The organism is Rhizobium giardinii bv. giardinii H152, from assembly GCF_000379605.1.
GTDB classification, from domain to species: Bacteria; Pseudomonadota; Alphaproteobacteria; order Rhizobiales; family Rhizobiaceae; genus Pararhizobium; species Pararhizobium giardinii.
In genome coordinates, this window is record NZ_KB902735.1 from 177,597 (window position 1) to 191,289 (window position 13,693).

The 13,693-nt window shown below is 62.9% G+C and carries 9 protein-coding genes; 8 read left to right on the top strand and 1 reads right to left on the bottom strand.

Translation table 11 applies throughout. The annotated features are described in order from the left end of the window. The first annotated feature begins 44 nt into the window (after nt 1-44). The 8 genes from ccmI to A3AY_RS0131200 all read left to right on the top strand — a co-directional run bounded on the left by ccmI (nt 45) and on the right by A3AY_RS0131200 (nt 11,137). A complete protein-coding gene (gene ccmI, locus A3AY_RS0131165; protein WP_018329590.1) occupies nt 45-1,199 on the top strand; it encodes a c-type cytochrome biogenesis protein CcmI in 1,155 nt (384 codons plus the stop codon). Next, entirely contained in the window at nt 1,196-1,648 is a 453-nt protein-coding gene (gene ccmE / locus A3AY_RS0131170; protein WP_018329591.1) for a cytochrome c maturation protein CcmE, read from the top strand. The genes ccmI and ccmE overlap by 4 nt, the downstream gene beginning before the upstream one ends. Beyond that, nucleotides 1,645-3,633, top strand: a complete 1,989-nt coding sequence (locus tag A3AY_RS0131175) for a heme lyase CcmF/NrfE family subunit (RefSeq protein ID WP_018329592.1) — start codon at nt 1,645-1,647, stop codon at nt 3,631-3,633. Before ccmE ends, A3AY_RS0131175 begins: the two co-directional genes overlap by 4 nt. Continuing rightward, the gene (locus A3AY_RS0131180) at nt 3,630-4,091 is read left to right on the top strand and encodes a cytochrome c-type biogenesis protein (RefSeq protein ID WP_018329593.1); all 462 of its coding nucleotides are present in this window, start codon (nt 3,630-3,632) and stop codon (nt 4,089-4,091) included. The genes A3AY_RS0131175 and A3AY_RS0131180 overlap by 4 nt, the downstream gene beginning before the upstream one ends. Before the next feature lie 179 nt (nt 4,092-4,270). Next, on the top strand, nt 4,271-5,845 hold the full coding sequence (locus A3AY_RS0131185; RefSeq protein ID WP_018329594.1) for a Do family serine endopeptidase: 1,575 nt from the start codon (nt 4,271-4,273) through the stop codon (nt 5,843-5,845). Nucleotides 5,846-5,996: 151 nt separating this feature from the next. Further along, complete coding sequence (locus A3AY_RS0131190) at nt 5,997-6,698, top strand: response regulator transcription factor (RefSeq protein ID WP_018329595.1); 702 nt, start codon at nt 5,997-5,999, stop codon at nt 6,696-6,698. Next, nucleotides 6,695-8,104, top strand: coding sequence for an ATP-binding protein (locus tag A3AY_RS0131195; protein WP_018329596.1), 1,410 nt, complete (start codon nt 6,695-6,697; stop codon nt 8,102-8,104). Before A3AY_RS0131190 ends, A3AY_RS0131195 begins: the two co-directional genes overlap by 4 nt. A gap of 57 nt (nt 8,105-8,161) precedes the next feature. Beyond that, complete coding sequence (locus A3AY_RS0131200) at nt 8,162-11,137, top strand: bifunctional [glutamine synthetase] adenylyltransferase/[glutamine synthetase]-adenylyl-L-tyrosine phosphorylase (protein WP_018329597.1); 2,976 nt, start codon at nt 8,162-8,164, stop codon at nt 11,135-11,137. Between the two features lie 68 nt (nt 11,138-11,205). Here A3AY_RS0131200 and A3AY_RS36635 read toward each other — a convergent pair whose 3' ends face one another. Next, nucleotides 11,206-13,554 carry a PAS domain-containing sensor histidine kinase gene (locus tag A3AY_RS36635; RefSeq protein WP_018329598.1) on the bottom strand — a complete coding sequence of 783 codons (2,349 nt, stop codon included), beginning with the start codon at nt 13,552-13,554 and terminating at the stop codon, nt 11,206-11,208. Nucleotides 13,555-13,693: the final 139 nt, after the last annotated feature.

Here is a 13,693-nt window from a genome sequence, read left to right on the forward strand (position 1 = left end):
TTTTCCGATTGGAATGGCGTGTCGCGCATAGTAATTGAGCGCACATGCTGTTCTGGATCCTCGTTGCCATCCTGACCGCGGCTGTTGCCGCCGTCCTGCTCCTTCCGCTGCTGCGTGCCGCCGCCGGCGCAGAGGTTCCGCAATCCCATGACGTCGAGGTCTATCGCGACCAGCTCGAGGAGCTGATGCGCGACGAGAAGAATGGCCTGATTTCCGGCGAGGATGCGGAATTCGCCCGCGCCGAAGTGGCGCGCCGACTGCTGGCGGCGACCGAAGCGGTAAAGGCAGCGGGACCCGCACAGCCGGCACGGCGGAGCAACCGGCTGGCGCAGATCGCCGTCGTTCTTGTTCTGCCCGCCATCGGCCTCTGTCTTTACCTGCGGACGGGAAATCCGGACCTGCCGGACGCGCCGCTGGCGGCGCGGTTGGCGAACCCGGGCGACGACATGAATATCCTGATCGCCCGCGCCGAGCAGCAGCTTGTCGCCAATCCGGAAGACGGGGCGGGCTGGGATGTTCTGGCGCCGATCTACTATCGCAGCGGCCGGATCGAAGATGCCGCCGCCGCGTTCCGCAACGCCCTTCGTATTCTCGGGCCGACGCCCGCGCGGCTCGGCGGCTATGCCGAAAGCCTGATTGCGCTTGCCGGCGGCTTGATCACCAACGAGGCGCAGGAGGCGCTGCGCAAATCGCTGGCGATCGAGCCGAACGATCCGCGCGCGCAATTCTATCTGGCGCTGGCGCTGAAGCAGGAAGGCAAGGCGCCGGAAGCGCTTGCGGCATTCCAGGAAATCATCAAGGCATCGCCGGCGGACGCGCCGTGGCTGCCGCTCGTCAATGAACATATCGCCAGCCTCAAGGCTGGCGGCGCTGCCGCCTCCGCTGAGCAGGCGGGTACCGCATTGGGCAACCCGACTGCCGACGACGTCGCGGCAGCGCAGACCATGAATGCAGGCGACCGCAACGCCATGATCGAGGGCATGGTCGCGAGCCTTGCCGAAAAACTGAAGAACGATCCGAAAAACTTCGATGGATGGATGCGGATCATCCGTTCCTATTCCGTGCTTGGCCAGAAAGACAAGGCCGCCGAGGCCTTGAAACAGGGTCTGAGCGTCTTTCCAGCCGAGGGCGAACAGGGCAAACAATTGCTGGCTTTGGCAGGCGAACTCGGCCTGACGGCCGATGGAGGCGTGAAGTGACCCGCAAGCAGAAGCGTCTGGCAATCATCGGCGGGGGCGTCAGCTTCATCATCGCTGCCGTGCTTCTGGTGATGTTCGCCTTCAGCCAGGCCGTTGCCTATTTCTATGTTCCCGGCGACCTTGCCAAGGCGCATCTGGCGCCGGGCACCCGCATCCGGCTGGGCGGGCTGGTCGAGGCGGGATCGGTCAAGCGCGGCGACGGCATGACGGTGAGCTTCAGCGTGACCGATACGCTCGATCGCGTGCCGGTGACATACACGGGCATTCTTCCGGATCTCTTTCGCGAGGGGCAGGGCGTCGTCGCCGAAGGGGCTTTCGTGGCCGGCAGCCCGGTCTTTGTCGCCGATACGGTGCTCGCCAAGCATGACGAGACCTATATGCCGAAGGATGTCGCAGACCGGCTGAAGGCGCAGGGCGTATCGCTCGGGGGCAAGGAAAACATCCAATGATCATCGAACTCGGTCATTACGCGCTGGTATTGGCGCTTGGCGTGTCGGTCCTGCAGGCGATCATGCCCGTCTTCGGCGCAGCGCGTGGCGACCGGGCGCTGATGGAGATCGGCACGGTCGCGGCGAAGGCGACCTTCCTGCTCGTCGCGCTGTCCTTCGGCGTTCTCACCTATGCCCATGTCACCTCGGATTTTTCCGTGCAGAACGTCTGGGAAAATTCGCATTCGCAGATACCGCTGATCTACAAGTTCTCCGGCGTCTGGGGCAATCACGAAGGCTCCATGCTGCTGTGGATGCTGATCCTGACGTTCTTTTCGGCCCTGGTCGCGGTGTTCGGGCACAACCTGCCCGACACGTTGAAGGCCAATGTGCTTGCCGTTCAGGCCTGGATCGCGAGCGCCTTTTCGCTGTTCATTCTCTTGACGTCGAACCCGTTCAACCGGCTCGTCGACGTGCCGGGCGAGGGACGCGACCTCAACCCGGTGCTGCAGGATATCGGGCTGGCCATTCATCCGCCGTTGCTTTACCTCGGCTATGTCGGATTTTCCGTCTGTTTTTCCTTTGCTGTCGCCGCCCTGATCGAGGGCCGCATCGATGCGGCCTGGGCGCGCTGGGTGCGACCCTGGACGCTCGCCGCCTGGACCTGCCTGACGGCGGGGATCGCGATGGGGTCCTACTGGGCCTATTACGAGCTTGGCTGGGGCGGCTGGTGGTTCTGGGATCCGGTCGAGAACGCCTCCTTCATTCCCTGGCTTGCAGGGACCGCGCTGCTTCATTCGGCGCTGGTGATGGAGAAGCGCGAAGCGCTGAAGATCTGGACGGTGCTGCTTGCGATCCTGACATTCTCGATGTCGCTGCTCGGCACGTTCCTCGTCCGCTCCGGCGTGCTCACCTCGGTTCACGCCTTTGCGACCGATCCGACGCGCGGCGTCTTCATTCTGGTGATCCTGATCCTCTTCATTGGCGGCGCCTTCTCGCTGTTTGCGTTCCGCGCCGCGCATCTCAAGGCGGGTGGGCTGTTCGCGCCGATTTCACGCGAGGGGGCGCTGGTTCTCAACAACCTGATCCTGACGACCGCCGCGGCAACCGTGTTGACCGGCACGCTCTATCCACTGGTGCTGGAAGCGCTGACCGGTGCGAAGATTTCGGTCGGCGCGCCGTTCTTCAACATGACTTTCGGGCTGCTGATGCTGCCGCTGCTTCTGGCGGTGCCGTTCGGGCCGTTGCTTGCCTGGAAACGCGGCGACCTGCTCGGGGCTGGTCAGCGGCTGTTCGCGGCGGTGGCGATCGGTCTGGTTGCCGGCTGCGCGATCTACTATGCGCAGCATGGCGGGCCGGTCATGGCGCTGGCGGGGCTGGTGCTGGGGGCCTACATGATCGCCGGCTCGCTGACCGAACTGTTCCTGCGCTCGGGCATCGGCAAGGTGGCGGGATCCGTGGCGGTTCGGCGCCTTGCGGGATTGCCGCGTTCGGTTTTCGGGACGGCGCTGGCGCATATCGGCCTGGGCGTCACGCTGATCGGCATCGTTGCGGTCACCGCCTTCGAGACTGAGCATATTGTCGAAATGAAGCCGGGGATGACGGCGGACGCGGGCGGATATACGCTGCGCTTCGATGGATTGCGGGACGGCAAGGGCCCCAATTACACCGAGCAGTCCGGGCATTTTAGCGTCATGCGGGCGGGCGTGATCGTTACCGAGATGTGGTCGTCGAAACGCCTTTACACGGCGCGGCGGATGCCGACGACCGAGGCCGGCATCAAGACGTTCGGCCTGAGCCAGCTCTATGTGTCGCTTGGTGATGGCATGGCGGATGGCGGCGTTGTCGTGCGGATCTGGTGGAAGCCGTTGATCCTCTGCATCTGGGGCGGCGCGCTCGTGATGATGATGGGCGGCGCGGTCTCGCTGAGCGACCGGCGCCTGCGGATCGGCGCGCCGTCGCGGGCGCGGAAACAGAAGAGACCGGTTCTGGAGCCTGCGCAATGATCCGGCGGCTGGTCTACGTTGTCTTGCTGTTGCTGTCCGCGTCGCCGGTCTTCGCCGTCAATCCGGATGAGGTCCTGGCTGACCCGGCGCTCGAGGCGCGCGCCCGGGCGCTTTCGGCGCAACTGCGCTGCATGGTCTGCCAGAACCAGTCGATCGACGATTCGAATGCGGAACTGGCCAAGGACCTGCGCGTGCTTGTGCGCGAGCGGATCACCGCGGGGGATTCGGATGAAGCCGTCATCGACTATGTCGTTTCGCGCTACGGCGAATTCGTGCTGCTCAAGCCCCGCCTGGAGACAAAGACGCTGCTTCTGTGGGGCGCGCCGATCGTTCTGCTGCTGGCGGGCGCGGCGGTGATGATCGTTTCCGCCCGGCGACGCAGCGGCAGGGCGACCGGAACGCCGCTCTCGGCAGAGGAGCGGGACAGGCTTGATGCCGTGCTGAAGGACAGTGAGTAGTGTCAGTGAGCCATTGCGACTGGCGATGAGACGCGTTTTTCTTCCACTACCCACTGCCGAGCCAACATTACCAAAAGTTCATTTTGCGGACACAAGTCGGTAAGGTGCGTTCGGCTATTCCTTTTCTCAACGGCTGTTCCTCCAGTCAGCCAGATACATGAAGAGAAAAGGCAAATCGGATGTTTACGACAAACGCACTGCGTCCCTCCCTCAAGACCGTTCTGAAGACCTCGACCGTCGCGGGTCTCGCGGCCGTCATGCTTTCAACCGGCATCCCCGCCGCCGTCACCCACTCCTTTGCCGCGGCCGTGAAAGTCGAAGCGCCGCAGGTTCCAAGCTTTGCCAATGTGGTTGATGCCGTTTCGCCGGCCGTCGTTTCCGTACGCGTCCAATCCCGCGCCAATCCTGTTTCCGACGAGGCCGGCGGCGGCTTCACTTTCGATTTCGGCGGCCGCGGCCTGGACGAACTGCCGGATGACCACCCGCTGAAGCGCTTCTTCAAGGAATTCGGCGGCCCGAACGGCGGCCAGGATAACGACAGGCGCGCCGAGCGAGGCCATGGCCCGCGCGACGGCAAGCCCGGCCGTCTGCGCCCGACATCACAGGGGTCCGGCTTCTTCATCTCCGAGGACGGCTATCTGGTCACCAACAACCACGTCGTTTCCGACGGTTCGGCATTCACCGTCATCCTGAACGACGGCTCAGAACTCAATGCGAAACTGGTCGGCAAGGACAGCCGCACCGATCTCGCCGTACTCAAGGTCGACGACAAGCGCAAATTCACTTTTGTCACCTGGGCTGACGACAGCAAGGTGCGTGTCGGTGATTGGGTCGTGGCCGTCGGCAACCCATTCGGACTTGGCGGTACCGTCACCTCCGGCATCATTTCGGCGCGTGGCCGTGATATCGGCTCCGGCCCCTATGACGATTACCTGCAGGTCGATGCAGCCGTGAACCGCGGCAACTCCGGTGGTCCGACCTTCAACCTCCACGGCGAAGTCGTCGGCATCAACACCGCGATCTTTTCGCCCTCGGGTGGCAACGTCGGTATCGCCTTTGCCATCCCGGCATCCGTTGCCAAGGACGTGGTGGCCGATCTGATAAAGGACGGCGAAGTTTCCCGCGGTTGGCTCGGCGTGCAGATCCAGCCGGTCGACAAGGATGTTGCTGAATCGCTCGGTCTTTCAGAAGCCAGCGGCGCACTGGTCGTTGAACCACAGGCCGGTTCCCCGGGTGAAAAGGCCGGTATCAAGAAGGGCGATGTGATCACTGCTGTCAATGGCGACACGATCAAGGGACCGCGTGAACTGGCGCGCAAGATCGCCATGATGCGCCCCGGCACGAGCGTCGATGTTGCCCTGTGGCGCGACGGCAAGGCCGAGAGCGTCAAGCTGGAAATCGGCGCACTGCCGGCCGACACCAAGGACGCCTCAGCCGGCACCGACCAGCAGCAGCAGGAAGAACAGCTGCCTTCGAGCGAGAAGGCGCTGGCCGACCTCGGCGTCACCGTGACGCCCTCGGAAGACGGCAACGGCGTGACCATCGCCTCGGTCGATCCGGACTCCGACGCCAGCGACCGCGGGCTGAAGGAAGGCGAGAAGATCGTTTCCGTCAACAATCAGGAGGTCAAGTCGGCTGACGACATCCTCAAGGTGATCGAGGAAGCCAAGAAGGACGGCCGCACCAAGGCGCTGTTCCAGATCGAGGCCGATAACGCCAGCCGCTTCGTGGCACTACCGATCAGCCAGGGCTGACGCGGCCCATCGAACAACCGGGCGCCGCGGACCTTCCGACAAGGTTTCGCGGCGCCCGGCGTTTCAGGCCATGCCTTGCCTGCTGCACGACGCGCAGGCGGACATGAGCTCGCCAAGGCAAACCGGTTGTGGAAGACAGGGGTCCGGGACTATGGTCACGCGCATGAAGATTCTGATTATTGAAGATGACCTTGAGGCCGCCGCCTATCTTGCGAAGGCGTTTCGCGAGGCGGGGATCGTCTCGGATCATGCCAGCGACGGCGAAAGCGGCCTGTTCATGGCCACCGAGAACACTTACGACGTACTTGTCATCGACCGGATGCTGCCGCGCCGCGACGGGCTTTCCGTTATTTCCGAATTGCGCCGCAAGGGCATCCATACGCCGGTGCTGATCCTGTCGGCCCTTGGCCAGGTCGATGACCGGGTGACCGGCCTGCGCGCCGGCGGTGACGACTACCTGCCGAAACCCTATGCCTTCAACGAGCTTCTCGCGCGCGTCGAGGTGCTTGGCCGCCGCAAGGGTACGCCGGAGCAGGACATGGTCTATCGCGTCGGCGATCTGGAGCTCGACCGCCTCTCGCATACGGTGCGCCGGCAGGGGCGGGAGCTTCTCCTGCAACCCCGCGAATTCCGGTTGCTCGAATATCTGATGAAGAATGCCGGCCAGGTCGTAACGCGCACGATGCTGCTGGAGAATGTCTGGGACTATCATTTCGATCCGCAGACCAACGTCATCGACGTACACGTGTCGCGGTTGCGCTCGAAGATCGAGAAGGACTTTGACCAGCCGCTGCTGCGCACCGTCCGCGGTGCCGGCTACATGATCAAGGAAGACGGACGCACGGACGCATGAGCAGACTGCGCGTCCTTTTTCGCACGACTGCCGTTCGCCTGTCGGCGCTGTATCTTCTGCTGTTTTCGCTTTGCGCGGCCTTTCTCGTCTTCTACGTCACGGCGATGTCGCAACGGCTGCTGGAACAGCAGACGAGGGATGCCGTGACGGCGGAAGTTTCCCAGATCGAGGAGATCTACAGCCGGGCGGGCGTCAATGGCTTGCTGCGGACGCTGGAGCGCCGGGCGCGGCAGCCCGGTGCCAATCTCTATGTCATTGCCGGGCCGACCGGCGAAATCCTTGCCGGCAACGTTGCTTCGCTGCAGCCTGGGTTTCTCGACCAGGAGGGCTGGACGGGCGAAGCCTTCCGCTATCAGCGCTACACTGACGAAAGCCGCAAGGAAACCCATGTGGCGCTTGCGCATGTTCTGGTGCTAAACAATGGGCTTCGCATCCTCGTCGGCCGCGACCTGCAGGAACCGGAGAAATTCCGCGTGCTTGTGCGCCAGGCGCTGGTCGTTGCTCTCGGCATCATGGGGATCGGCGCGCTGATCATCTGGTTTGCCATCGGTCGCAACGCACTGAAGCGGATCGACCGCATGTCGGACGCCAGCACGCGGATCATGGCGGGCGACCTGTCGCAGCGGCTGCCCATGAGCGGCTCCGGCGATGAGTTCGACCGGCTCTCGGAATCTCTCAACGCCATGCTGGGCCGGATCGAAAAGCTGAACGAAGGCTTGCGCCAGGTCTCCGACAACATCGCCCACGACCTGAAGACGCCTCTCACGCGTCTGCGCAACAAGGCCGAAGCCGCACTGGCGCACAAGGCGACGAATGCCGGTTACCGCGCTTCACTGGAAGAGATCATCGGCGAATCCGACCAGCTGATCCGCACGTTCAACGCGCTCTTGATGATTTCGCGCGTCGAGGCGGGTTCGGCGGCTGCGGAAATGAGCGATGTCGACCTTTCACAGAGCGTTGCCGATTGCGTCGAGCTCTATGAGCCGCTGGCCGACGAACAGGCGCTGAAACTGGAAGCCGACGTGCCGCCCGATATCCACGTGTCCGGCAATCGCGAACTGATCGGGCAGGCGCTCGGCAACCTGATCGACAACGCCATCAAATATTCCGAGGGCAGCGACAATCCGCTGATCAAGGTCAGCCTTGCGAAACGGGATGGGACGATCGCGGTTTCAGTGGCAGATCATGGGTCCGGCATTCCGGCGGACAAACGCGGCGATGTCGTCGGGCGCTTCGTACGGCTGGACGAAAGCCGCAGCAAGCCCGGAACCGGTCTTGGCCTGTCGCTCGTCGAAGCGGTGATGGAGATGCATCAAGGGCGCCTCGAATTGAGCGATACGGTGCCGGATGCTGAAAACAATCGCGGTTTGACGGCCAGCATGGTTTTCGCGCCGCCTTCCGGCTGATAGGCATGGGGAGCAGGGAGCGGCTAAGATTTCCGAAACCTGCCTGGGAGGGCGACGATGCAGACGGATATGCGGCGTTTGGCGGATATTGCCACATGCACCCTGCGGCCGATGAGCCAGGCGGATGCGAAGTCCGTCCTCTCCAGCCTCAAGGATATCGGCAAACAGCATCCCGAAATTGCCAGCCTGCTGGCCTCGCAAACGCCGCTGAAGGACTTCATCGTCGCGGCCTTCTCGCTTTCTCCCTATCTGCGTGATACCGCGGTCGCTCATCCGCAAGTGCTCGTTCGGGCTCTTGCCGAGCCGATCACAGACCATCTCGGCGCCTGTATCGAAACGGCCCGCAACGCCTGGAAGGGGGGCGAGGGCGGCAAGGCCCTGTCGGATGCCGAGATCATGGCGCGGCTGAGAAATGCCAAGCGCGACATCGCATTCACCATGGCACTCGCCGATCTTTCACGCCTGTTCGATGTGCGCGAAACCACACGTTGGCTGAGCGACTTCGCAAGTGCTGCCGTCTCGGCAACGATCAATCACCTGCTGTTCAGCGCGCATGATGCCGGCAAGCTCAACGTCGTCGATATGCAGCAACCGAGCGAAAGCTCCGGTCTCGTGGTTCTCGGCATGGGCAAGCTCGGCGCCTTCGAGCTGAACTATTCTTCCGATATCGATCTCGTCGTCTTCTACGAGCCGCAGGCGCCGCTGATCATCGATCCCCAGGACGCGCCGGAGACTTTCGGCCGGTTGCTGCGCCGGATGATCCGCATATTACAGGAGCGAACCGGTGACGGTTATGTCTTCCGCACGGACCTGCGGCTGCGGCCCGACCCCGGCGCGACACCGCTCGCCATTCCGGTGGATGCCGCCATGCTTTACTATGAGAGCAGGGGGCAGAACTGGGAGCGTGCAGCATTCATCAAGGCGCGGCCTGTTGCTGGCGATCTGAAGGCCGGCGAGGCGTTCCTGCGCGAACTCACGCCGTTCGTGTTTCGCAAATATCTCGACTATGCCGCGATCGCCGACATTCACTCGATCAAACGGCAGATCCACGCTCACAAGGGGCATGGCGAGATTGCCGTCAAAGGTCACAACATCAAGCTGGGGCGTGGCGGCATCCGCGAGATCGAATTCTTCGTCCAGACGCAGCAGCTGATCGCCGGCGGGCGAATGGCGGAACTCAGGCAGCGCGCGACCGAGCCGATGCTCGAAGGATTGGCGCGGGCCAACTGGATCGATGGGAAAACGGCCGAGGAACTGATTTCTGCCTACTGGTTCCTGCGCGATGTCGAGCACCGCGTCCAGATGGTCCGCGACGAGCAGACGCATGTGCTGCCAACGACGGAGGCGGAGCTCAAGCGTATCGCCTATATGATGGGTTTTGCCGATGTCACATCGTTCTCGGCAGAATTGTCGCGTGTGCTGAAAACGGTGGAGCGGCGTTATGCCCAGCTTTTCGAGCAGGAGGCGAAACTTTCGGCGGAGACGGGCAACCTCGTCTTCACCGGCCAGAGGGACGATCCGGACACTCTGGAAACCCTCAGAAAACTCGGCTTTGAGCGGCCGCAGGACATTTCCCGGACGATCCGCACCTGGCACTATGGCCGATACCGCGCGACGCAATCGGTGGAGGCGCGCGAACGGCTGACGGAACTCACACCGCAGCTTCTGCGCGTCTTCGGGGAAAACAAGCGGGCCGACGAGGCGCTGCTCCGTTTCGACCATTTCATCGCCGGTCTGCCGGCCGGCATCCAGCTTTTCTCGCTGCTCGGCAACAATCCGGGGCTGCTTTCGCTGATCGTCAACATCATGTCTTCGGCGCCGCGACTTGCCGATATCATCGCCAGCAAGCCGCACGTCTTCGACGGCATGCTGGATCCGCGCCTGCTCGTCGAGTTGCCGACGCGGGACTATCTGGCGGAGCGCATCAACGGCTTCCTTTCCGGCGCCCGCCACTACGAGGACATTCTCGACCGATTGCGTATCACGGCGTCCGAGCAGCGATTCCTGATCGGGATCCGGCTCCTGACAGCGGTGATCACCGGCGTGCGGGCTGGGTATGCGCTCACCGACCTTGCCGACCTGATCATCGCGGCAACACTTGAGGCCGTGCTGCTTGAGGTGGAAGCCGCGCACGGAAAGTTCCCCGGAGGGCGCGTCGCCGTCGTCGGCATGGGCAAGCTCGGCAGCCACGAACTGACCGCCGGCTCGGATGTTGATATCATCCTGCTCTACGACCATGACGAGACGGCATTTGAATCCAATGGTCCAAAGCCGCTCGATTCCGTCCGCTATTTCACGCGCATCACGCAGAGGCTGATCTCGGCCCTCTCGGCCCCCACCGCCGAAGGCGTACTCTATGAAGTCGATATGCGGCTGCGCCCCTCGGGGAACAAGGGACCGGTTGCGACGCGCATCAATGCCTTCGCAAAATACCAGCGGGAAGAAGCGTGGACCTGGGAGCACATGGCGCTGACCCGCGCGCGCGCGCTCTGCGGCGACGATAGTCTGATCGCGGAGGCGAACACGATTTTTCGCGAAGTGCTTGGCCAGACGCGTGATATCGGAAAAATCGCGGCGGATGTCGCGGAGATGCGCGAGCTGATCGACAAGGAAAAGCCACCGAGCGATGTCTGGGATTTCAAGCTCATTCCGGGCGGGCTGGTCGACATCGAATTCATCGCCCAATATCTCATGCTGGTCGCACCGGCGCGGGGCAGCGACGTACCGCCGAGCGGGACGTCGACGGCCGATGTGCTGCAGGCGCTTGGGCCGGCGTTGATCGCACCTGCCGATCTGGAGACCGTGCAGGAGGCGCTGACGCTCTTTACCAGCCTGTCGCAGATCGTCAGGCTGTGCCTGGACGGTGACTTCGAGATGAAGGACGCTCCGGCGGGCCTGATCGATCTGCTCTGCCGCGCGGCCGACATGCCGGACGTCAAGGTGCTGGAGGCGGATATTCGTCGCCTCTCCAAGGCCGTGCGCCGGATATTTCAGGCGGTCGTCAAGCCCTGCAGCGCCGCGCACCAGACATGACCGCAAACGACGCTGCACCACTTTGAAACTGCTGGATAATTCCCTTAAATCGATGCCGATTTGAGGAATTATGCGGTAGCGCACCCACCTCCGGCGCTCGGATCCGTATCGGGGATGCGCAGCGAGATGATCGTGCCGATGTTTTCCACCGAATGAATCCGCATCGCCCCGCCATGCAGGCTCGTCAGCGACCGCGAAATGGCAAGGCCGAGTCCGGAGCCGCCCTTGCTCTTGGCATACTGGCTCTGCACCTGTTCGAAGGGCTGGCCGATTTTCTGGAGCGCCGCCCGTGGGATGCCGATGCCGGTGTCGGCGATGGTGAGTGTGACCGCGCCCGCCACCTTGCGGGCCCTGAGCGAAATCTTGCCGCCTTCATTGGTGAACTTCACGGCATTCGACAGGAGATTGAGCAAGATTTGCTTCATCGCCCGCCGATCCGCGACAAGCGTCAGGCCGGAGGAAACCTGCTGGTCGACGCAGATGCTCTTCTGCTTCGCCGGAATGGTGGTGAAGCGCAGCGTCTCCTCGATCAACGGGGCAAGATCGATCGTCTCGCGGTTGATCTTCATCTGCCCGGCCTCGATCTTCGACATGTCGAGGATGTCGTTGATGACGTTCAGCAGATGTTTGCCGCTGTCATGAATGTCGTGGGAATATTCGTCGTATTTCTCGGAGCCGAGCGGGCCGAACATCTTGTTCTGCAGGATTTCGGAGAAGCCGAGAATGGCGTTAAGCGGCGTGCGCAGTTCATGCGACATGTTGGCAAGGAACTCGGACTTGGCCCGGTTGGCCGCTTCGGCCCGTTCCTTCTCTGCCTGATAATTGGCATTGGCAATCGAGAGTTCGGCCTTCTGGCGCTCGAGCGTGATGCGCGAGGTCGAGAGGTCGCCGATGGTCGCCATGAGGCGGCGCTCGGATTCGCGCAGGCGAACCTGGTGGCGCTTCAGCAGCGTAATATCCGTGCCGACGGAGACCAAACCGCCATCGCGGGTACGCCGGTCGTTGATCTGCAGCCAGCGCTGGTCGGCGAGCTGGACTTCGGATGTCTGCGAATGATTGGAACGGTCGGGATCGGCGATCCGCCGCTCGATGATCGGGCGGGCTGCGGCCGCGTTGACGACGGAGCGTTCGGTGCCGGGCACGAGAACGTGGTCAGGCAGGTTGTATGCCTGCTGATAGTGGGTGTTGCACATGACGAGGCGATCGTTCTTGTCCCACAGCACGAAGGCCTCGGAGGTGCATTCGATGGCGTCGGCCAGCCGCTGATCGGCTTCCGCGTAGCGCTGGGCAAGCCGATGCTGCTCGGTGACGTCCATGGCGATCCCGATCAGATGCACGCGGCCTGACGCCGTGCGGATCACCTGCGCGCGGGCGCGCATCCAGACATAGTGGCCTTCGGCATGGCGCATCCGGAAGATCTGGTCGATCTGTCGGGCGTCGCCCTTGGCGATGGTACGCGCAACCTTGTAGATGCTGCCGTCATCCGGATGCATCAGCCGGGCGGCGTCGCCGAAGGAGAGCACGCTGCTCTGCGGCGCCATGCCGAGCATCTCGTACATCGACCGCGACCAGAAGAGGCGCCGGTTCGGCATGTCGAAATCCCAAAGGCCGCAGCGGCCGCGCGACAGCGCCGTTTCGACGCGCAGGTTGCTTTCGGCAAAAATCTGGTCCGCATCGCGCGCCCGCTTGGCCTGGATGTAATAGGCATAGAGCACGACGAGCAGGATGGCCGAGATGCCGGCAAACAACGTGACGTTCAACGAAACCTCGTCGCGCCACAGCTTTTCGATCCGCGACAGCGGCGTCGCAACGAGCAATGTCCCGGCACCGCCGGGCACCTGCATCAGCGCCACGACATGCTCGACGTCGCCGATGAAGGTTTTCATCACCGTCGAGCGCTCGCCGAAATACTGAAAGGCGGCGATTTCCGGGGCGATGGCCGCAAGCGTGCGGCCGGTATAGGCGGCGCCCTCCGGGGAACTTGCGAAAATTCGCCCGTCATTGCGGATGGTCAAAACGAAGGCGCCGGGCTCGAGCATATCGGGTGGCAGGAACGTGCCGAGCCGCTGCTCCACATCCCACCTTTGCGCCTTGTCGAACAGGGCAACGGCGTCTTCCTGCAGGGCCGCGCTCGCCGTTGCGGCGGCGAGAACCGTCGCCTGGCGCGAACTTGCCTCCATGCGGGCATGTTCGACCATGATGCCGTTGACGCGGGAAATTGCGACGACGAGCAGAAAGGCGGTAATCAGGATCGGGATGGAACGCTTCAGCAGCGGCTCTGCGCGCGCAAGGCGCAGCGCTGCCGGCTCCCTGAAAATCCGTGCGTGCTGGATGACGTCCTTGTCCAGGTTCAGGAAACCTGGAAATCTTGGCCGCAACCGCTCACCGGCCGCGCGTCCCCGCTGCGCTTCCGCCATCTTCGTCAATTCTGTAGGTCCTCATGTGATTCGATGCGCCGCTCGCTCGAACCTGACCCAATGAATCAATTGTGATTCGGCTTGTCCAGAGGAAAATGTAAAACTTTATTAACCATTTATCGTCATTGGAAAATCATAC